Origin of the sequence: Arthrobacter sp. NQ7 (assembly GCF_029581595.2) — a bacterium.
GTDB classification, from domain to species: Bacteria; Actinomycetota; Actinomycetes; order Actinomycetales; family Micrococcaceae; genus Arthrobacter; species Arthrobacter phenanthrenivorans_B.
Window position 1 is genome coordinate 116,294 of record NZ_JARFXU020000006.1, and the last position, 20,319, is coordinate 136,612.

Sequence of the window (20,319 nt, forward strand, 5' to 3'; positions counted from 1 at the left end):
CGGGTTTTCTGCAAGGGTGGAGTATGACGTATTTCCTGGAGTACACCGTTCCTGCCGCCCCCGGCGATGCCGAATTCGAGTTCCCGCACGACGAGATCAACTCCGGCACCACCATCCCGCTGACCCAGACCGGGGCCGACGTCGTGCATACTCCTGCCCTTCCGGCCCGCACGGGCATTGTGGGCGCCACCGTGCCCGAGGCGAAGCTTGAGGCGGAGCAGCTGATCTCCCACAGCCGCGCCGCCGAAGCGTCCCTGTACTACGATCCGTCCAACTCCCTGCAGGCGGGCGTTGGCACCCTGGTGAGCACCTTCAGCGAAGGCCAGGGCTGGCAGGACGTGCAGGACACCGGCTTCTAGCCGGCAGTGTTCACCAGGCGGGGCCGGCCGAACCTTGTCCGAACGCCCGGGGAGTAAAGGACTGACTCGGGCGGTCCGCTGACGCTGATTCCTGCCGCCCCCACCAGCCCATCGGAGAACTGGTGGACGTCCGCGGCAAACAGGGGCCACGGATTGTGCGTGTTGGGAATGTAGGCGGTTCGTCCGAAGAAGTGGCCGTGCATGCCGAACCTGGCAGTCAGGAAGACCGACAACGGGTCAGCGGCGGCCGTGTCGAGGCGCGGAACCACGGCGAAGGTGCTGCTGGCGGCCGTGCGGCCGAACCGTCGCACCGAGTAGCCCAAGGGAAAATCCCCGAGGCTGCGGGCAAGGGTGAGTCCGCTTGAATCGGATTGCTGGAGGTCACCGTCTCCACCGGGAAAGGGCGGCCAGTGCCGGATGCGTGACCAGACGTAGGGTATTCCGGCCGCCCTGGTTGCCAGGACCACGGGGAGCCGGTTGGCGTCGAGGCTGAGGAACACCACGCCGCGGGTTCCGTCCGGTCCGCGTGAGTAGAGCCGCACGTTGACCTCGTTGAAGCTGCCCAGGTACGGAATGCCCGGGCCATGCCCAAGTCCGGCTTGTTCCATGCGGAAACCGATGAGCCCGACCCAGGAACTCCCGTCGAACACGTCCGGCCGGACCCCGGCCGGCATGAATCCCGCCGCCACTGACTCCTGAATGCGCCAGTGGAGGAAGATGGCGTCCAGCCAGCGTTGGTCAGAAAACACCGGCGAGGGCAGTCCGGGCGGCCGCGGCCAGATTTCGGCGGCATTCGAGTTTGCCTTCACGGCTTTCCACTCCTTCGCTTGGCCGGATCACCGGGCTTCTGGCGCACGGCTGTTGAAGCTCTTAGTTCAGCGGACGCGCGTTCTCCGGAAGCTGGCCGCCGGCAAGAAGGCTTGCCGCCGTGTCCGCCAGTGCCGTCAGGGCCACCCGCTGGGTCCACGGTCCGTATGAGATGCGGGCGACGCCCAGTTCCTGGAGCCTGGCCGGCGGCAGGGAGCCGGGCACGTTGATGACTGAAACCTTGTTCCAGCCGATGCCCTCCACCAAGGCGGTGACGGTGGCCTCGTCCAGCAGCCCGGGGACGAAAACGGTGGTGGCGCCGACGTCCAGGAACGCCCTGCCACGGGCTATGGCATCCGCAACAACCTCGTCCCGGTTCCGGTCCCCGGCCTTGAGGAAGGCGTCCGTCCGGGCATTCAGAACGAAGTCGATTCCCTCGGTGGCGCCTGCATGCACTGCTGCCGACATCTGGTTGACCGCATCTGCGAGCGGCCGCATCTGGTCCTCGATGTTCGCTCCGACGACTCCGACTCCAATCGCCCGCCTTACCGTTTCGCCCGGGTTTCCGTAACCCGACTCGAGGTCGGCGCTGACCGGCAGCTGGGTCGCAGCGGCGATGCGGCCCACAAAGCCGATCATCTCGCCAACAGGGATGTTCTCGCCGTCGTCGTAGCCCAGCGTCGCAGCGATGGAGTGGCTGGCGGTGGCCAGGGCGGCGGTGCCCGGCACATCCGTGATGACTTTGGCGGTTACCACGTCCCACACATTGACCACCTGAAGGATCTCAGGTGCCTCGTGCAGGCGGAGCAACTCGGATGCCTTGGCGCGGGTGGATTCGGTCATGGCTGAAGCCTAACGGACGGGCAGGACCTTACCCCGCGGGGGCGGCGGCGCCGGAAGCCGGGTCCTTCTGCCACGGCCAGCGGCCGGTGATTTCCAGTTCCAAAGAAAAGCTGAGGAATGTCCTGATCAGCACGATGATGGCCAGCACCCCGACGCTTTCGAACGTCGGCGTGACGGCAACGGTCCGGATGATATCGGCAGCGACCAGCAGTTCCAGGCCAAGGAGGATGGACCGTCCCAGCAATTGGCGGTAGGACCGGTAGAAACCCAGTTTGCCTGCTCCGGGCGGCAGCTGCCGCGGCTGGTGGCCGCGGAATGCCAGCGGGAGGGACACCACGGCCCCGACCACCATGACGGCAACGCCCGCGAAATCGACCAGCTGCCCGACTGCCTCAATGATCTCCCGAAACTCCATGCCCTGCCTCAACTCGGGCCAGGCGTGCCGCGGCCGGCCTGGCAGTGACCAGGGAACGGCCGCGCCGGTTATGGATGCCGGACGCCGTTCCCCGCGATAACGTCCCTGTACCCTTCCCGAAAGGTGGGAAACGTGAAGGTGAATCCGGTGCTGCCGAGGAGGCGGTTGCTGCAGCGCTTGTTGCCTCCGCGGGCCCGGCCTGCGTCGCCAACCGGGGGCGAAGGCTGCCCCAGTTCCGCCGCAAGGAACCGCAATACCGTCCCCAGGTCTGCGGGATCGTTGTCCACACCCACGTAGACAGGCGCAGGTGCTGCTTCCATCGTGGCCAGATGGACGATGGCGGCCGCGGCGTCGTCGCGGTGGATGCGGTTGGTGTAGCGCACGTCGTTGGGGATGACCGCGGACTGCGTCCGCACTTGGTCGATCAGCCGGGTCCGGCCCGGCCCGTAGATGCCGCCAAGCCGCAGCGAGGTGCTGGAAGTGCCGGTTCCGGCGAGCCGGGCCTGCAGCAGGTCTTCCGCCTCCAGCAGCATCCGCCCCGAGAAGCCGCCGGGTTCGGGCTTAGTGGATTCATCCACCCAGCCCCCGCCTGCGTCCCCGTAGACCGCCGTCGAGGACACGAACAGGATCCTGTCCGGCGTCACCTTGTCGCGCTCCAGCGCGTCGAGGACATGGGCCACCCCGTCTACATACGCTGCCCGGTACGCCTCCTCGGTAGGGGAGTCGGCAGCAACAGCGATGACGACGGCGGTGGTGTCCGCCGGGACTGGCGGCAGGTCCGGCGATCCCAGGTCCGCCGCGGCGCCTTCGATGGCCGCCGGCAGTTTTCCGGGGGTCCGGCGCCAGCCCACGACCCTGTGGCCCGAAGCAGCGAAACGGAGCCCTGCCTCGGTGCCCAGGTCACCGCAGCCCGCCATGAGAATCGTCATTGGCTACGGTGCCTCCACCGGGAAGAAAACGCGCGGGTCCTGCAGGAGGGCGGGGTAGGCGAACGCAGAACGGTCGATGATCTCCAGGACGTCGAAGTTCCTGCCGAACCGGCCATCATCAAGGGTGATGGGACGGCCCACGACGTGTCCCAACGCGAACCTGGACCCGTTCTCGAAGGGGACCGCCACGGGCGTCTTTCCGGGAAGGGTCCGGAAAGCCTCTTCCTGCGCAAGCCGCTTGCGGGTGGGCTTCTTTGCCTGCGGCTTCGGGGGCGCCTTCTTTGGGGCGCGGGAAGGACGGCGGGACCCGTCGTCCACATAAACGGGGGAGTACCCGTCATCCCCGCCTGCCATGGCTGCCGCCTCGGCAGCCTTGCGGTTCACCGGTGGCAGCGCCACCGTGTTGAGCGACTGGGGATCGACCTCGTCGTACGGCTCCCGCAGGATCCACAGGATGTCTCCCTCAGGCTCCTGCGGAAGAAACTCATGGCGCGGCTCCGGCCAGACATAGTCCATGTCTGGAATCGCATCCGTAAAGACAGACGTGTAGAACTTGGGTTCCTTGTGGACCAGCTTGGACCGGTGGCTGAGGTGGAAGTCGGGATCCCCGAGCCACGGCGGCATGACAATCTTCGCGGCATAGTCGGGGTGGGCAGCCTGCGGGGCGAACTCGGCGATGTTCGCCCGGGTGTTGTCGGGGTGGCCCCGTTCGATCCATTCATCCACCATGGCCAGCCCATACATCGTGAGCGCGGGCACGTGGCCCATCCACATGCGGATCGCAGGGTGCGTCTGCCACCCATAGCCGGGAATCACCAGGGCGCGGAGGGTCTGCAGCGCTTCAACCCGCTGCTTGCCCAGCCGTGCTGTGTCCAGGGCTTTGGCGCTTTGGCGGAAGTCAGGGTACGGGAGGAAGGTTTGCATCTATTCAGTCTGACGGCATGCGGCGGATGTTCCAATTACAGTGCGCGGGACCACGCACGGCACCGGGCGCTGTCCAAATAGTGGACGCATACATACGGCTCCCAGGTTAAGCCACTAAGATCGCCGCAACCACCCCCGCGTTTTGGAAGCTCTCTCATGACATTTACACCTGACAAAGCCGTCGACCATGTCCCCGCTGCCCTGCCCCGGTACGGGCAGATGCTGGGCCCTGAAGCCCAGGGAATCCTGGTTCTTGACGAGTTCACCATCGATCCTGCCGCCGCCCGGAAGGACCAGCACCGCTTCCGCGACGGCATGGCTACCGTCGCCAGGACGGTCCGCCGCATTGCTGCCCTCCGGGTGGTGATCGCGCTCGTGGCCATCGGCAACCTGCCGCTCTTCCTGCTCTCCAGCGGCTGGTGGATCTACGGTGTTTCGCTCACGCTCGTCGTCGCCGTGCACACCGCCGTCACGCTGCTCAACCGGCACGAGCCGCGGCTCAAGCAGCGGTCCGCCCTTGAACTGCACATGCACCGCGAACGCAGCGCCAACTACCGCAAGGTCCGGGACGCCGTGAAGTACATGATCGACACCCCCAGCCGGATGAACGAGCACCTCTACCTTGAGCTGCTCGCCGTAAAGCGGGTCGCCCTGAACCTTGCGCACGGCACCGTCGCGCTGCTGGACACCAGCGATGAATCCGCATGGAAGGTGCGGATCGTCCGGGAGCTGCACGCCAGCTGATATCCCTGCCCTGGCCGCTTCCTGCGGCAGGGAAGAAGGAATTAAAGAACGACGCCGGCACATCCCTCGTGGGGGTGTGCCGGCGTCGTCTTTTGGTCAACGGAATTTGTCTATCGCCGACCTGTCTGTGTCGCCTTTCCAAGGCGGAAGCGGGCCAAGCCGCTGGACACGGTCAACGACCGTTACGCGGGAAGCTGGATAACCTGTCCCTCGAACACGAGGTTCGGATCCGAAATGGTATCCAGGTTCGCGTCGGCAAGGTGCTGCCAGCCGCCCGGGATGCCCAGCTTGTCGGCCACGATGCTCAAGGTATCCCCGGCCTGCAGGGTGTAGGTCTCACCGCTGAGGGGAACCGAGGTTGCGTGCCGCGGTGCCGGAGCCGGCTTGGCCGGCGCGCTCTGCACCTGGATGCTTTGCGCGGGAGCAGCCTGGACGGGTGCGCTCTGTACTGGTGCGCTCTGGACCGGCGCTCCGCCGCCACCGCTCAAGCCGAGCTGTGAGGCGCAGGACGGCCAGGCACCCCAGCCCTGGGAAGCCTGGACCCGCTCGGCCACCGCGATCTGCTGTTCACGGCTGGCGTCGGCGGGGGAACCGGTGCCGCCGTAGGCCGCCCAGGTACTGGAGGTGAACTGCAGGCCGCCGGAGAAGCCATTGCCCGTGTTGATGGACCAGTTGCCGCCGCTTTCGCACTGCGCGAGTGCATCCCACGTGGACGTGGGGGTCGCTGCATTGGCCGCCGTGGCTGAGAGGGCCAAACCTGCCGCGGAGACGGCGGCCAGGGTGACTCCGCGGCGTGCGGCAGTACGGAACTTGGTGTTTTTCATTATGGTGATGCTCCTGAAGGCCACCAGCGCTGCTTCCGTCCCCGGAGATCGTCGCGCCACTGCCCGCCCCTGACGAATAGAGGTCACTGTCGGCTGCTGCCGCTGGGCAGTTCTGGTGAAGGCAGCACCGGGCAATCAAAAAGCCCGCCTGGCGGGCATGTATTTCACGCTAGGTCATCGTTTGGGTGTTATCAAATCGGGATACCGGCAGGCGTGGCGCTCTGATGCACGGGGCCCGTGGCCCGTGGGGAAGCATCCGCCCGGATTGCCCGGAAGGCACAAACCCGGGAGGGGCACTATCCTGACCGGATGGACAACTTTGCCGGCGGCAGCACCATGCCCGAAAACGAAACGGATTCTGCGGAACCCGCAGTCCCTGCCCAGCCCCTCCCGGTGGCCGAACTTCACCTGCATATCGAGGGCACGCTGCAGCCGGAGCTCATCTTTGACCTGGCCCGGCGCAACGGCATTGCCCTGCCGTATTCGGGCCTGGATGAACTCCGCGAAAAGTATGAGTTCACGGACCTCCAGTCCTTCCTTGACCTCTACTACGCCAACATGGCCGTGCTGCAAACCGAGCAGGATTTTGCGGACATGACCCGTGCCTACCTGGAGCGGGCGGCCGCCGCCGGGGTCCGGCACGCGGAAATCATGATGGATCCGCAGGCCCATATATCGAGGGGCATTCCCCTTGAAGCCTGCGTCAGGGGCGTTGCCTCGGTGCTTGCCACATCGGAGCAGGACTACGGAATCTCCACCATCCTGATCGCGGCCTTCCTGCGCGACCTGCCCGAGGATGCCGCGCTGGAGGTCCTGGACCGCCTGCTGGCCATGGATGCGCCGATCGGCGCCATCGGCCTGGACTCGGCCGAAGTGGGGAACCCGCCGTCGAAGTTTGAGCGGCTCTATGCGAAGGCGCGCGAGGCCGGGCTGCGGCTGACGGCGCACGCCGGGGAAGAGGGCCCGGCGTCGTACATCACGGAGGCCCTGGACATCCTGGGTGTGGAGCGGATCGACCACGGCATCCGCTGCATGGACGATCCCGACCTGGTGGAGCGGCTCGTGGACGCACGGATCCCCCTGACGGTCTGCCCGTTGTCCAACGTCCGCCTGCGGACCGTCGACACCCTGGCCGATCATCCCCTGCCTGCGATGCTCGCCGCGGGACTCAATGTTTCCGTGAACAGCGACGACCCTGCCTACTTCGGCGGCTACGTGGACGACAACTTCACCCAGCTCACCGCCGTCTTTGACCTCTCCGACTTCGACAGGGCCCGGCTGGCCGCGAATTCCATCCATTCCTCCTTTGCTTCGGAGGAGCGGAAGGCGGAGCTGCTGGCCGAGCTGAACGGCCGGGAAGTGTCCGACTGACGGCTGCTGTGTCGGGCGCAACAGCCGGGCCGCGGGGCCGGTAAACTGGTGCCGCAGGCGTGTCCGGGAGTGCGGTGCGGCACCCATGCCGGCGCTTAAAGGGTTATGCAGACAGCCCTTACCCGAGACCTCAGCCTCATTTGCGGCATAATCCGCTTCACAGTCGGTCACGACACGCAGAGTTAACCAATTAAAGTCGCGCGATTTAACGGGCAGTTGGCAAGATGCCTAAGACCGATCGCTTTTATATAAGGGGAATCATGGCCAAGTCCACCGCAGAGAACACCTACCTTCGACTCAAGACCGTGCTGGATGTCCTGACCGAAGGCGTGTGGTCCGGCGATGCCCTGAACGCCGGCCAGGTGCTGGCGGAAGCGACGGCCCGGGTGCCGTTCAACGAGCACGAGGCGGAACTTCTCAGCGGCGGAATCCCGCGGGGGCACAAGACGCTCACCTCGGCCACTGCCAAGCTGGTCAAGGCGGGCTGGCTGATCAAGGGCCGCTCGGGCTGGACCATTACCGAGGACGGCATGCGCGCCACGGTGGCCTTCCCTGACGCTGACTCCTTCGCGGCGGCGCTCGACGCCGGCACGCCGGTCCCCGCCGATACCCCGGTTCCCACGGCTCCCGAGGGCTTTGTCCGCCCGGTCTCCGCTGCAGCAGCAACGCTGGAGGTCCCCGCCAAGGAGGAAGCCCCGAAGAAGGCTGCCAGGAAGGCTCCGGCCAAGAAGGCCGCCTCCGCCGTGGGCAAGGCAGCCAAGGCCATCGAAGACGCCGTTGAGCCTGTGGTCAAGGCCGTCCGCAAGAAGTCCACCGCCAAAGACAAGGCCGGGACTGCACCTGCCGGGTCATCCGCACCCGCAGAGCCGTTCGAGGACGCGGACGTCGAGACCCTGCCGCAGCCGGAGGCCGTGGCCGTGGCGGGTGACTTCAACACCATCCTGGGTGCCCCCGAGAACTGGGCGCCGCAGTACGACGAGGCCCAGATGGAGTTCGACTTCCTGGAACAGCTCTGGAAGAAGAGCGCCGAACTGCCGGCCGGGTACTACACGTTCAAGATCGCCCTGAACCGTTCCTGGGCTGAGAACTACGGCGCGTTCGGCACGTTCGATGGCCCCAACCACGAACTGCACCACGCCGGCGGCACGGTGACCATCCGCTATAACCACGCCACCCGCGACATCACCATCAACTAACGGGTTGCCCTCCCGCCCAACCGGGTAGCGCCAACTGCCGTTCTGGAGGTTCCAGCATGCAGTTCCAGCGACCGCAGTTGGGCGGGGTGCAAGGTCCAGGAGGAGCAGCATGGGCAGGCATGAACGCCCCCGGGATGACGCGGGCCAGGAGGCGGTACGCCTGGAGGCCCGGGTGTTCGGGATGGTCCAGGGTGTCGGCTTCCGGTACTGGACCATGGGCACCGCGGAGGAGCTCGGGTTGTCTGGTGAGGTGAAGAACCTCGACGACGGCTCGGTATCCGTTGTTGCCGAGGGGCCCGGGCCGCAGGTCCGGAAACTCCTGGACTGGTTGAATTCCGACCGGACGCCCGGCCGGGTGGAACGGGTGGACGACTCACTGTCGCAGGCCAGCGGCAGCTTCCGCGGCTTCCGCGTCCTCTGACTCTAATCCCGCTTTGCGCGGGCCCCGTCCTGGTTCCGCGGGCTGAGGCCGATGAAAGCCCCGAGCTCTTCGAGGGCCGCGGGTTTGTGCGGCATGTAGCTGGTGAGCTCAGGGGACCGGATGATCACGGCACGCCACTGCCCGCGGGACACCGCGACGTTAATCCGGTTCCGGTTGAGCAGGAAATCCGCGCCCCTCGGGGCCTCCGCCACAGCCGAGCAGGCCATCGACACCAGCGCCACCGGAGCCTCCTGGCCCTGGAACTTGTCTACCGTGCCTACCCGGACCTCCGGCAGACCGGCCTCCGCCAGGTGCCTGCGGATCAGGTGGACCTGCGCGTTGTAGGCAGCCACCACCAACAGGTCCTGCTGTTCCAGCGGGCGCGGCTCCACCTCCGGGCCGCACCTCCACTTCAACCCCAGGTGGCGGCGGACCTGGCGCACCACTTCCTCTGCTTCCTCCGTGGACGCCGTGGCGTTGCCGCTGTGGTCAACGAACACTGTCTCAACACCGGGAGGCAGCTCCTCAAGTATCCGCTGGGATGCCGCAGGAGCAGACTTCAGCTTCCCCTCGTAGCTGAGGGTTGACACCGCACGGCACAGTTCCGGATGCATGCGCCAGGTGTCGGCCAGGAAGTAGCCGAGGGTGGCCGGAAGGGTGGCGTGTCCCGCTGCGAGCCAGCCCAGGGCGGACTCGTCCACGGGTTCCGGATGGGCGCCCTGGGTGACTTGGGGGAGTTGCTGGGGGTCACCCAGCAGGAGCAGCCGCGTCCCCGCCCGGCTCACGGCCAAGGTGTTGGCCAGCGAGAACTGGCCCGCTTCATCAATGACCAGGAGGTCCAGGGACCCGGGCGGAACTTCCTTGCCGGTCATGGTCCATGCGGTTCCGCCAACGAGGCAGCCGCCGGGGGAGGAGAGCAGGCGCGCCACATCGCCTTCCGCCGTAAGGGTCCACGGAACCGGGTGGGGTGCAGCCAGTTTCTTGCCTACCCGCTGTGCGTCCACCCCGCCGGTTTCGATGGCGCGGCACAGCAGGTTCTCCACCACGTTGTGTGACTGGGCCACCACCCCGATCTTCCAGCCTTTCGCCACCAGCCGGCCGATGACGTGCGCGCCAACGTAGGTCTTCCCCGTCCCCGGAGGTCCCTGGACGGCCAGGTACGAGCGGTCCAGGTCCAGCAGCGACCCGGTGATGGCACCGGCATAATCTGCGGCACCGTCCTCGCCGTGCCGGACGGCCGCCGGGCCCGGGAGGGAACGGAACCGCGGCGGCAGCTTGCGCAGGATGTCCACGCCCGGCTGCGCAGGCAGCGACGGTGCGGAAGCGCCTACGGCGCGGGCAATCTCCGTGATGGAGGCTTCGATGCTGGCCGTTGCCAGCGGCTGGTCCTCGGTCAGCGCCACGGGGAAATGGGGATATGCGGCAACCTTCCGCGTTTCCCGTTCAGCGATAGTGACCAGATGTTCCGGGCTGTCCTGCGCCGCCTCGAGCCCGCTGATCCTGGTGCCAAACGTGTAGGCCCTGGTTCCGGGTGCGGCCTCCGGGTTCATCCCATCGGGACCCGGAGCGTCGTACAGCCGGCACCAGGTGGAGTCCGCACGGAAATCCGAGCCCTCGGTCATGGTGCCGCGGAGTCGCAGGACGCGGGTGCGCATCCGTTCCCGTGGCTTGGCCAACGCCCAGTCGGAAACCACTTCCGCGGATGACACCACGAAGACGTTCCTCTGGTCGGACCAGCTCTCCAGCGGGGCCTCGACCCGGTCGAAGTGCTGCCACCAGAACTGCTTGCGTTCGCGTCGGTGGTATCCGGTGGCGGCCGCCACCATGGCGATGGCGCGCTCATCATTGGTCCAGGGCCGGTTGTCCGGCAGTCCGGCAAGGAACCGGTGCAGCCTTTCGTGCTCCGGGGATTCTTCCCTGCCGGCCGCGGCCTCGTCCTTCCCTCCCGCGGGAAGTCCAGCGGATCGCTCAGGGAAGTCGGCGGCGGGAGCGGCACCGCCAGGATGGCCGGGTGCGGACCCGGCTTGCTGCCCCACCTCCAGCAACCAGTCGCGAAGGCGCAGCGTGGAGAGGCAGTCGTAGCGGTTGTAGTCTGAAATCGAGGCCAGGATGGTGTCGGCTTCTGCCCTGCGCCCCTCGTCCCGCGCGGCACAGTAGGCGGCATAGGCCACCACCGAGGCGCCGGCGTCCTTGACGTCCCCGGACCTGAGGTTGCCACCCATGTAGAGCGGTTCGAGCTTCTTGATGGAGTACGACGCTTCGGAGATGCGGACGGAATGCCGCACGGTGGCGTACAGGTCCACCAGCAGTCCCTGCCGGAGCCAGTCGTCCACGGTGTCCTCGCCCGCCTGGTGGGCGAGGGACAGGTTCCGGAGCGCCGTCTTTTCGTAGGGGGCGTAGTGGTAGACATGCATGTCCGGGTACCGGGCCCGGCGCTTCTCCACGTACTCCAGGAAGTCCAGGAAGGCGCGGCGTTCCCCGGACCGGGAGTGTGCCCAGAAGGGCCGGAATACAGGATCTCCGTCGGCGCCCGCAGCGGGCGCTTCGATGACGCCGAAGAGGTACTCGATGCCCCAGACGCCGGTGGCGGGGTCCTGCCAGAGGGGGTCGCCCTCAAAATCAAAGAAGATGTCGCCAGGGCTCGGAGCGGGCAGTGATCCGATCGTGTTGTCCGGCAGCACGGTGTAGGCGACCGTGTGCGGCTGGCCGTCCTTGCTGAACGTCCGCGAGCCTGACGGCTGCTCCAGCCCCAGCTGCATCCGCGCCTGGGCACGAAGCCGTGCGACGGAGTTCTTTGCTTCGGCGGCGGGGAGGGCAGCCAGGTCATCAATGGTGGTGATTTTGGCTGCGTGAAGCTTCCGCCGCTGGACAACGGACATGCCTGCCACCATCAACAGGTCCCGGTGCAGCTTGACCTGTTCAGCGCAGTAATCGCATCGCCCGCAATGCACGATGCCGGGCTGTTGCCACTGCACCGCTGCCCCGGCGGCACGGTGGTTGGCCGTGAGCTGGCGGAAGCGCCGGCGTCGTTCCCGGAACACGGGCAGCAGGTCCGCCAGCGAGTGGGTGCTCCGCAGCCAGTCGTCGCCGGCGCGGGTGCCCAGCACCAGCGTGACCACGGGGGAGGGCTCCAGTCCCATGCCGACGAGCTGGTCGCCGTAGGCGGCGAGCTGAAGGAGCGCCCCGACCTTGGCATGCCGGGCAAGCTTGGTGTCCCACACCTCATAGCGGCCGGGTTTGCCCGTGCCGGCGGCCTCGTTCACCAGGAAATCCGCGTAGCCGAGGAATTCCCCGTCGAAGAAGGTGGCCTGGAAGACGACGTCGGCGCCGGACCTGAGGGCGAGCTCGGTTTCGGCGTGCCGGGCCTGCAGCTCGCCGCGCAGGGCGGGGCCACGCTCCAGCGAGTACACGCCTGCCCCGCGGCTGGCATCCCACTCGCCGTACTTCGCCACCAGGCTGGCCAGGACGGTGCGCTCATGCCGGTCGCCGAGCTCACCGGCGCGCCTTTGCATCTCGTCGACCGGGAACTCCGGCTTGGGAGTCCGTCCCAGTTTTTCGTCCAGGACCCGGAGCGTGCGGTACTCACACTCGGATGCAGCCACCAGGTCGCTGGCCGAAAACACCAGGTCCTGCGGGGCGGCGGATGCGGCGTCAGCGCCGGCAGAGTCGAGCAGAAACACGGGGCCTCCCGAACTGTTCGCGGGCCCGGGACGTTTCCCCGGCCTGGCTCAAACGTAGCAAGAGGGGCTGACAAAGCAGCACGTTGCCCCTGCCGGGGCTTCCTGCCTGGCCTGCCGCCCGGGGGCCATCAGGCCAGGCGTGCCACGCTGCGCCGCGACGGGCGGCGCGCTTCGCCGTCCGAAAACAGTTCCGGCGTTGCTTCCTGGATCCGCTGGACATCCTCGAACACGGCCCGGAGATGGAGGCGCAGGCTGCTGTCCGCGTCCGGGAGGTTGTTGGCTTCCAGCGCATCGACAACGGCGGTGTGCTGCTCGATCAGGGTGGACACCGGCCGGGTGTCCAGCAGGCTCATCCGGCGCGCGCGGTCCAGGTGCGCCTTGGCGGAATTGACCGCGGCCCAGGCCGATTCGTGTCCCGCAAGGCGCAGGAGTTCGCGGTGGAAGTCTTCGTCCAAACGGAAGAATTCCTCCACATCGTCCTTGGCGTCCGCCTCGGACTGGGCCCGCAGGATGCTCCTCAGTCCAGCGATGCCGTCGCTGTCAACGGCGAGGTCCCGCAGCGAGGCGCACTCGATGGCTTCCCGGACGAACTGCGCTTCCGAGACGCGCCCCAGATCGACAAGGGAGACAAACGAGCCGATCTGCGGAAACACCTGGACCAGCCCTTCCTCGCGAAGCAGGATGAGGCTTTCGCGCACGGGAGTCCGGCTGACCCCCAGCTCCTGGGCCAGTTCGTTCTCGGACAGCGGCTCGCCCGGCGGCAACTGCAGCGAAATGATCCTGCGCCGGAGTGTTTCAAGCGTCTGGTCGCGCACCGAAAGCCGGGGGGAAGCGCTTCTATTGTCCGTTGCCATGGGACCAGTCTAGCCGGTTGACACACTAGAATGGTAGTGCTTGTATGGTAGTCGAAATCGACGTGCTGCCGGTCACTCTTGCCCCATCGAACAGGCCCGGCAGACCCAGCTTTTCCGCTGTCCACATCCCTCCAAACGCTCTCCCCTTCGACAGCATCACCTGCAAAGGAGCAACTGATGACCGAAAGCATTGCGCCGCCAACCCGCAGCCAGGCCGAAACTCCCAACACCCGGGACCTGGCCAAAGTGGCCGTCTCTGGATGGCTGGGCACCGCCATGGAATTCATGGACTTCCAGCTGTACTCGTTGGCGGCAGCCATCGTCTTCAACAAGATCTTCTTCCCGGACGTCAGCCCCGTCATCGGGCTCATCGCCGCGATGGCAACCTACGGGGTGGGCTACGTGGCCCGCCTGTTCGGCGCCGTCTACTTTGGCCGGATGGGTGACCGGATCGGCCGCAAGAAGGTCCTCTACATCACCATTGCCCTGATGGGCGCCTCCACCACCCTGATCGGAGTGCTCCCCACCTACGCCATGATCGGCATCTGGGCGCCGATCCTGTTGGTGGCGCTGCGTCTCATCCAGGGCTTCGGCGCTGGAGCGGAAATCGCAGGTGCAACGGTAATGCTCGCTGAGTTCGCCTCGGCCCGCCGTCGTGGCCTTATCTCGTCACTGGTCTGCCTGGGAACCAACTCGGGCACCCTGGGCGCTTCGGCCCTGTGGGCCATCCTCGTGGCGTCGCTTTCGCAGGAAGACCTGCTGAGCTGGGGCTGGCGCATCCCATTCCTGGCCAGCTTCGTGATCATGCTTTTTGCCGTCTGGATCCGTCGCTCCATCAAGGAAAGCCCCGTCTTTGAACAGCGTGCCGACGTCGTCGACGGCGTTGCCCTCACCAAGGACAAGATCAAGACCGCGGCAGCCAAGGCCCCGGAACTTGCCGGAACCAGCACCATCGAGGCCGCCCTGCACCAGAAGAAGGGCAAGTCCTTCCTGATCGCACTCGGCCTGCGCTTCGGCCAGGCCGGCAACTCCGGCCTGGTGCAGACCTTCCTGGTGGGCTACCTGGCCACCGTGCTGCTGGCCGACAAAACAGTGGGCACCAACGCCATCATGTACGGCTCCCTGCTTGGCTTCATCACCATCCCGGTGGTCGGCTTCCTGGGCGACCGCTTCGGCCGCCGCCCGCTGTACCTTGTGCTGAGCGCCCTGACTGCCGTGTACGCCATCCCGATGATGCTCATGATCACCAGTGGCAATCCAGCCGTCATCACCGTGGCCATGGTGATAGGACTCAACCTCGGCGTGCTGGGCCTGTTCGCCATGGAAAGCGTGACCATGGCCGAATTCTTCGGTGCCCGCACCCGCTTCACCCAGCTGGCCCTCGCCAAGGAAATCGGCGGCATCCTGGCCACGGCCATTGGCCCCATCCTTGCAGCCACGCTCACCGCCGTCACCGGACACTGGTGGCCGCTGGCCGCCATGCTCATCGGTTACTCGCTGATCACCCTGGTATCGGCCGCCGTGGGCCCCGAGGTCCGTGGCCGCGACATGGTCCGGCTGGAGGACGCAGTATGAAAGCCGTCGTCGTCCATGGCGCCAACGACCTGAGGATCGATGACCGGCCGGAGCCGGTGGCCGGGCCGGGGGAAGTAGTGATCGACGTCGAATGGGGCGGGATCTGCGGAAGCGACCTGTCCTACTGGCGGCACGGAGCGTCAGGTACCGCGGCGCTGAAGTCGCCGCTCGTCCTGGGGCACGAGGTGGCCGGCCGGATCAGCACGCTGGGCGCCGGCGTCGAACACCTCGAGGTTGGCCAGGCGGTGACGGTCCACCCGGCCGAACTCGTTGGGGACGGAACCATGCCGGAGCGCCTGCGCGGACGGACCAACCTCTACCCGCAGATCCGCTACTTTGGCTCGGCCGCCTTCGACCCCCACACCGACGGCGGCTTCAGCGAGCGGAAACTTGCCAAGGCATTCCAGGTCCGCCCCCTTCCCGCCGGAGTCGACACCCGCCGCGGGGCGCTGGCCGAGCCGCTTGCCGTCGCCATGCACGCGGTCAACCGTGCAGGCAGCCTGCGGGGCCGGGACGTGTTGGTCAACGGCGCCGGCCCGATCGGATCGCTGGTCACCGCGGCCGCCAAATTTGCCGGAGCCCGCAGCGTCACGGCCACCGACATCAGCGATGCGTCCTTGAAAATCGCCCGGGCCATGGGCGCGGATGAGGTCATCAACGTGTCGGACAATCCGTTGCCCGCCGACATGGAGCTCGTCTTCGAGGCCACCGGGATCCCGGCAGTCCTGGGCGGAGTCCTGCGCGCCACGGCCCGCGGCGGCACGCTCATCCAGGTGGGCAACCTGCCCGGCGCCCCGGCGCCCGCGGCACTGGGCGACCTCGTCACCCGGGAAATCACCTGGATCGGCTCCTACCGGTTCGTGGACGAAATCACCGACGCCTTGCAGGCCATGCAGAACGGCCTGGACGTCTCACCCGTCATCACCCACACGTTCGGCATCAACGACGCCGAGGAAGCCATGCAGACCGCCGCCGACCCAACCGCCGGAAGCAGCAAGGTCATGCTCCGGCTCAGCGGAACCTGACATCCCGCTTCACCACACAGCAGGAACTGCCGTTGTGGGCCCCCGCAACGGCAGTTCCTGCGACCCACCTTGCCCGTACAACCAATTGAAGGACCCCCAGTGAAGATCACCGACGCACGGGTAGTGGTTTCGTCGCCCGGACGCAACTACGTGACGCTCGTCATTGAAACCGAGGACGGCATCACCGGCATCGGCGACGCCACCCTCAACGGCCGCGAGCTGGCCGTGGCGTCCTACCTCAGCGAGCACCTCTGCCCCCTCCTGATCGGCCGCGACGCCCGCCGTATTGAGGACGCCTGGCAGTACTTTTACAAGGGCGCCTACTGGCGGCGCGGCCCGGTGACCATGACGGCGATCGCCGCGATCGACGTCGCGCTCTGGGACATCAAGGGCAAAGCCGCCGGAATGCCGGTCTACGAACTCCTGGGCGGAGCGGCCCGCGAGGGTGTCATGGTCTACGGGCATGCCAGCGGCACCACCCTGGAGGACCTCAGCGCAGACTTCCAGCACCACCTGGACCTCGGTTACAAAGCCATCCGCGCCCAGGCCGCGGTCCCCGGGCTGGACAAGACGTACGGCATCGCGCCAGTGGACGGGAAGCTCTACGAACCGGCCAGCAGCAACGTGCCCCAGGAGGACACCTGGGAGACCACGGCCTACCTGGACTTCGCGCCGAAGATGATGGCCCACGTCCGGGAGGAGTTCGGGTACGGCGTGCACGTCCTGCACGACGTCCACCATCGGCTGACCCCCATCGAGGCAGGCCGGCTGGGTGCCTCGCTGGAGCAGTACCGGCCGTTCTGGATTGAGGATCCGACGCCGGCCGAGGACCAGTCCGCGTTCCGGCTGATCCGCCAGCACACCACAACCCCGATCGCCGTGGGGGAAGTCTTCAACTCGATCTGGGACTGCCAGCAGCTCATCACGGAACGGCTGATCGACTACATCCGCACGTCCGTGTCCCACGCCGGCGGCATCACCCACCTGCGCCGGATCTTCTCCCTCGCTGACCTTTACGGCGTCCGCTCCGGCTCCCACGGTGCCGGCGACCTCTCGCCGGTGTCCTTCGCGGCAGCACTGCACGTGGACATGAGCATCCCCAACTTCGGAATCCAGGAATACATGGGCCACCGGGACCCGGCGGGTGAGGTCTTCAAGAGTTCCTACACCTTCAACGACGGCTACATGCACCCTGGTGAGGCTCCCGGCCTGGGGGTGGAGTTTAACGAGGAAGCCGCCGCGCGCTTCCCCTTCGACGCCAAGTACCTCCCTGTCAACCGCCGGCTCGACGGATCGGTGCACGACTGGTGAACGCTGCAGCACACAAGCCCTTCGATGTGGTGGTGATGGGGGAGATCCTGGTCGAAGTCGCCACCGACCTGCCCTTCGCCCACGGCGTTCCAGCGCAGCTTGGCATCTCCGGTGACGCCCTCAACGTGGCAGCAGCCGCCGCCGCTGCGGGTGCCAGGGTGGGCCTGCTGTCCGTACTCACCGACGACGACCTGGGCCAGGCGATTGCCGCGCGGGTCGCCGAGCTGGGTATCTCCACAGACCTGTTGCTGCACCGCCGCGGGCAGCAGGGCGTCTACCTGGTGCACAGCGACCCGGATGGCGAACGCGAGTTCTCCTACGCACGCAGCGGCAGCGTCGGTTCCACCCTGGGGCCGGACGACGTGGACCCCGCAGTGTTCACCGCGGCCGGCGCGGTGGTGGCGGGCGGCATCGCCTCCGCCATCTCGACGACGGCCCGCGCCGCCGTCGTCAAAGCCGCCTCCCTGGCCCAGCGCTTTGTGTTCGATCCGAACTTCCGCCCCCGGCTCACCACCAAGGAAGAAGCGACGGCGGTCCTCGCCGAACTGGCGCCACAGGCCTTCCTCGTCACCCCCTCATTCCCCGGCGAAACCAGCGCGTTGTTGGGCGCATCCACGCCGCAGGAAGCCGCCGCCGGGCTCCGGGCCCAGGGCACAGCCAACGTCGCCGTGACCTGCGGTGCCGAAGGGATCCAGCTCGAGTCCGGGCAGGACCCGGTATGGGTGCCGGCCATCCCGGCCCCCGCGGTGGTGGACCAGACCGGCGCCGGCGACGCCTTCGTGGGGACCCTCACCGCACGGCTGGTGCTCGGGGACGACTTCCAGGCCGCGGCGCGGTATGGTGCCGCGGCGTCGTCGCTGGTGGTGGGCGGCAAGGGCGGAACGGGCTTCATCCCCACGTTCGAGCAGACGCGCGCCCACGCCGCGGCGTCCGCCCACTCCGTGGAAGGAGAAGTGTCATCGCACGCCTGAGTTCTTCATCCCTTGCCGCCACCGGCCAGCAGGTCCGGTTGCCGCGGGAGGAGCTGCAGCCCGGCATCGTCCACCTTGGCCTCGGTGCATTCGCCCGTGCGCACACCGCAGTATTTACCGAGGACGCCATGGCCTCCTCGGGGGACTACGAGTGGGCAATCATTGGCGTCACCCAGCGATCGGACACCGTGGCCCGCCAGCTGACGCCCCAGGACGGGCTGTTCACGGTCGCCGAAAGGGGCGCGGGTGCTGCACCGCCGCGGGTGGTTTCCAGCATTGTGGAAGCAATACCGGGGCGGGACAGGCCGCAGGACGTCGTGGACCGGATCGCTGCGGCGTCCACCAGGATCGTCACCCTGACCATCACGGAAAAGGGCTACCGGTTCGATCCCCTGACGGGCGGTTTGCACCTGTCCGACGACGACGTGCAGGCGGACCTCGCCGGACGTCCGCCGCTGACCGCCGTCGGCCAGATCACCCGCGGGCTGCAGCAGCGCGCACGCACCGGGGCCGGCCCCGTCACCATCCTTTCCTGCGACAACCTCCCTGCCAACGGCGAACTGACGGCGCGGCTCGTCCACGGGTTTGCCGCCGCACTGCCCGCGGCCGAATGCGATGACCTGCTGGCCTGGATCGCGGCAAACGTGGCGTTCCCGTCCACCATGGTGGACCGGATGGTGCCCGCCACCACGGACCGTGACCTTGCCGCCGTCGAACATGAACTGGGGGTGCGTGACGAAGCCGCCGTGGTGGCCGAACCCTTCAAGCAATGGGTCATCGAGGACACCTTCGCTGCCGGCCGACCCCGCTGGGAGGACGCCGGTGCCCTGTTCAGCGCGGATGTTGCAGCGTGGGAAGCGGCGAAGCTGCGGCTGCTCAACGCCAGCCACTCCATGCTTGCGTATCTTGGGCTGGCGGCTGGAAAGGAAACCATCAGCGATGCCGTGGCGGTGGAGCCGTTCCGCACCGCCTGCCGGCGCATGATGCTGGCGGAAGCACTGCCCACCATCACCCTGCCAGCCGAACTCGATGGCGAAGAGTACTGCTCGCAGGTGCTGGAACGGTTCGCGAATCCGGCCTTGGGCCACACCACCGCCAAAGTGGGCAGCGACGGCTCACAGAAGATTGGGCTGCGCCTGCTGCCCACCATCCGCGGAACGCTCGACGCCGGCCGCGAACCCCGGTGGGCCGCCCTCGCGATTGCAGCCTGGATGCACAGGGTCGCTACCACGCCGCCGGCGGGCCTGAACGATCCGCTGGCCGCCGAACTCCACGCTGCCTTGCCCGCCGCCCGCACCGCGGAGACGGTCGTTCCCGCCCTGCTGGGATTCCGTCCCATTTTCGACCCCAGCCTGGCGCAGAACGAACAATTCACACACCTGCTCCTGCACTGGTACCGCACCCTGGAAAACGGGCCGGAAGGCCTGGGAAACGAGATCAACCATGGCTGACGCCTCCGCCGTCCTGAACACTTCACCGGTCATCCCGGTGGTCACCATAGACGACCCCCAGGACGCCGTGCCGCTCGCCCGGGCGCTGGCCGACGGCGGGGTGGGCATCATCGAACTTACGCTGCGGACCGAGTCCGCGCTGACGTCGGTCAAGCTCATCGCCGAGGAAGTCCCGGAGATCCTGGTGGGTGCCGGCACCATCCTCACCCCGGCGCAGGCCGACGCCGCCGTGGCAGCCGGCGCCCGCTTCCTGGTCAGCCCCGGCGTCACCCCCGCCCTGCTCACCTCGATGCTGTCCCTCGACGTGCCGGTGCTGCCGGGCGTAGCCACGGTTGGGGAGGTCATGGCGGTCCTCGACGCCGGCCTGGACGCGATGAAGTTCTTCCCGGCAGGACCCGCCGGCGGCCCGAAGTACCTTGCGGCGATCGGCGCCCCGATCCCGCAGGTCAGGTTCTGCCCCACCGGCGGGATCAGCCTGGCCACTGCGCCGGACTACCTGGCGCTGCCCAACGTGGCCTGCGTCGGCGGAAGCTGGCTGACCCCGGCAGACGCCGTCCAAGCCAAAGACTGGGACACGATCACCGCACTGGCCAGGGGCGCCGCAGCCCTTAGCCGGTAG

At 67.3% G+C, this 20,319-nt stretch carries 19 protein-coding genes; 11 read left to right on the forward strand and 8 right to left on the reverse strand.

Annotation, left to right across the window (positions count from 1 at the left end):
• The first annotated feature begins 23 nt into the window (after positions 1 to 23).
• A complete protein-coding gene (locus PUN71_RS09250; protein ID WP_277798145.1) occupies positions 24 to 359 on the forward strand; it encodes a hypothetical protein in 336 nt (111 codons plus the stop codon).
• Here PUN71_RS09250 and PUN71_RS09255 read toward each other — a convergent pair.
• The 5 genes from PUN71_RS09255 to PUN71_RS09275 all read right to left on the reverse strand — a co-directional run bounded on the left by PUN71_RS09255 (position 356) and on the right by PUN71_RS09275 (position 4,277).
• Positions 356 to 1,168: a YqjF family protein gene (locus PUN71_RS09255; RefSeq protein ID WP_277798146.1), complete on the reverse strand. Its 813-nt coding sequence runs from the start codon at positions 1,166 to 1,168 to the stop codon at positions 356 to 358. The genes PUN71_RS09250 and PUN71_RS09255 overlap by 4 nt on opposite strands.
• A gap of 61 nt (positions 1,169 to 1,229) precedes the next feature.
• Entirely contained in the window at positions 1,230 to 2,009 is a 780-nt protein-coding gene (locus PUN71_RS09260; protein WP_277798147.1) for an isocitrate lyase/PEP mutase family protein, read from the reverse strand.
• Positions 2,010 to 2,037: 28 nt separating this feature from the next.
• Positions 2,038 to 2,424 carry a DUF1622 domain-containing protein gene (locus tag PUN71_RS09265; RefSeq protein ID WP_277798148.1) on the reverse strand — a complete coding sequence of 129 codons (387 nt, stop codon included), beginning with the start codon at positions 2,422 to 2,424 and terminating at the stop codon, positions 2,038 to 2,040.
• A gap of 68 nt (positions 2,425 to 2,492) precedes the next feature.
• Complete coding sequence (locus PUN71_RS09270; RefSeq protein WP_277798149.1) at positions 2,493 to 3,353, reverse strand: SDR family oxidoreductase; 861 nt, start codon at positions 3,351 to 3,353, stop codon at positions 2,493 to 2,495.
• 3 nt (positions 3,354 to 3,356) lie between these two features.
• A complete protein-coding gene (locus tag PUN71_RS09275) occupies positions 3,357 to 4,277 on the reverse strand; it encodes an MSMEG_6728 family protein (RefSeq protein ID WP_043451603.1) in 921 nt (306 codons plus the stop codon).
• Between the two features lie 156 nt (positions 4,278 to 4,433).
• Between PUN71_RS09275 and PUN71_RS09280 the strand changes: the two genes are divergently transcribed.
• The gene (locus PUN71_RS09280) at positions 4,434 to 5,021 is read left to right on the forward strand and encodes a hypothetical protein (protein WP_277798150.1); all 588 of its coding nucleotides are present in this window, start codon (positions 4,434 to 4,436) and stop codon (positions 5,019 to 5,021) included.
• A gap of 182 nt (positions 5,022 to 5,203) precedes the next feature.
• Here PUN71_RS09280 and PUN71_RS09285 read toward each other — a convergent pair whose 3' ends face one another.
• Positions 5,204 to 5,845 carry a LysM peptidoglycan-binding domain-containing protein gene (locus PUN71_RS09285; RefSeq protein ID WP_277798151.1) on the reverse strand — a complete coding sequence of 214 codons (642 nt, stop codon included), beginning with the start codon at positions 5,843 to 5,845 and terminating at the stop codon, positions 5,204 to 5,206.
• A 309-nt stretch (positions 5,846 to 6,154) separates the two neighbouring features.
• On the opposite strand from PUN71_RS09285, the gene PUN71_RS09290 reads away from it, so the two are divergent.
• The 3 genes from PUN71_RS09290 (at position 6,155) to PUN71_RS09300 (ending at position 8,833) form a co-directional block, all read left to right on the forward strand.
• Positions 6,155 to 7,216 carry an adenosine deaminase gene (locus tag PUN71_RS09290; protein WP_277798152.1) on the forward strand — a complete coding sequence of 354 codons (1,062 nt, stop codon included), beginning with the start codon at positions 6,155 to 6,157 and terminating at the stop codon, positions 7,214 to 7,216.
• Between the two features lie 260 nt (positions 7,217 to 7,476).
• A complete protein-coding gene (locus PUN71_RS09295) occupies positions 7,477 to 8,412 on the forward strand; it encodes a pullulanase X25 domain-containing protein (protein WP_043451606.1) in 936 nt (311 codons plus the stop codon).
• Positions 8,413 to 8,521: 109 nt separating this feature from the next.
• Positions 8,522 to 8,833: an acylphosphatase gene (locus PUN71_RS09300; RefSeq protein WP_277798153.1), complete on the forward strand. Its 312-nt coding sequence runs from the start codon at positions 8,522 to 8,524 to the stop codon at positions 8,831 to 8,833.
• A 2-nt stretch (positions 8,834 to 8,835) separates the two neighbouring features.
• On the opposite strand, the gene PUN71_RS09305 is transcribed toward PUN71_RS09300, so the two are convergent.
• Positions 8,836 to 12,513: a TM0106 family RecB-like putative nuclease gene (locus PUN71_RS09305; RefSeq protein WP_277798154.1), complete on the reverse strand. Its 3,678-nt coding sequence runs from the start codon at positions 12,511 to 12,513 to the stop codon at positions 8,836 to 8,838.
• A 128-nt stretch (positions 12,514 to 12,641) separates the two neighbouring features.
• Positions 12,642 to 13,367, reverse strand: a complete 726-nt coding sequence (locus tag PUN71_RS09310) for a GntR family transcriptional regulator (RefSeq protein ID WP_277798155.1) — start codon at positions 13,365 to 13,367, stop codon at positions 12,642 to 12,644.
• A 177-nt stretch (positions 13,368 to 13,544) separates the two neighbouring features.
• Between PUN71_RS09310 and PUN71_RS09315 the strand changes: the two genes are divergently transcribed.
• The 6 genes from PUN71_RS09315 to eda all read left to right on the forward strand — a co-directional run bounded on the left by PUN71_RS09315 (position 13,545) and on the right by eda (position 20,319).
• A complete protein-coding gene (locus tag PUN71_RS09315) occupies positions 13,545 to 14,942 on the forward strand; it encodes an MFS transporter (RefSeq protein ID WP_043451610.1) in 1,398 nt (465 codons plus the stop codon).
• Positions 14,939 to 15,967, forward strand: a complete 1,029-nt coding sequence (locus PUN71_RS09320) for an L-idonate 5-dehydrogenase (RefSeq protein ID WP_277798156.1) — start codon at positions 14,939 to 14,941, stop codon at positions 15,965 to 15,967. The genes PUN71_RS09315 and PUN71_RS09320 overlap by 4 nt, the downstream gene beginning before the upstream one ends.
• A 99-nt stretch (positions 15,968 to 16,066) precedes the next feature.
• On the forward strand, positions 16,067 to 17,278 hold the full coding sequence (manD, locus tag PUN71_RS09325; protein WP_277798157.1) for a D-mannonate dehydratase ManD: 1,212 nt from the start codon (positions 16,067 to 16,069) through the stop codon (positions 17,276 to 17,278).
• A complete protein-coding gene (locus tag PUN71_RS09330) occupies positions 17,275 to 18,249 on the forward strand; it encodes a sugar kinase (protein ID WP_277798158.1) in 975 nt (324 codons plus the stop codon). The genes manD and PUN71_RS09330 overlap by 4 nt, the downstream gene beginning before the upstream one ends.
• A gap of 38 nt (positions 18,250 to 18,287) precedes the next feature.
• Positions 18,288 to 19,700, forward strand: coding sequence for a mannitol dehydrogenase family protein (locus PUN71_RS09335; protein WP_277798159.1), 1,413 nt, complete (start codon positions 18,288 to 18,290; stop codon positions 19,698 to 19,700).
• Entirely contained in the window at positions 19,693 to 20,319 is a 627-nt protein-coding gene (gene eda / locus PUN71_RS09340; RefSeq protein ID WP_043451617.1) for a bifunctional 4-hydroxy-2-oxoglutarate aldolase/2-dehydro-3-deoxy-phosphogluconate aldolase, read from the forward strand. The genes PUN71_RS09335 and eda overlap by 8 nt, the downstream gene beginning before the upstream one ends.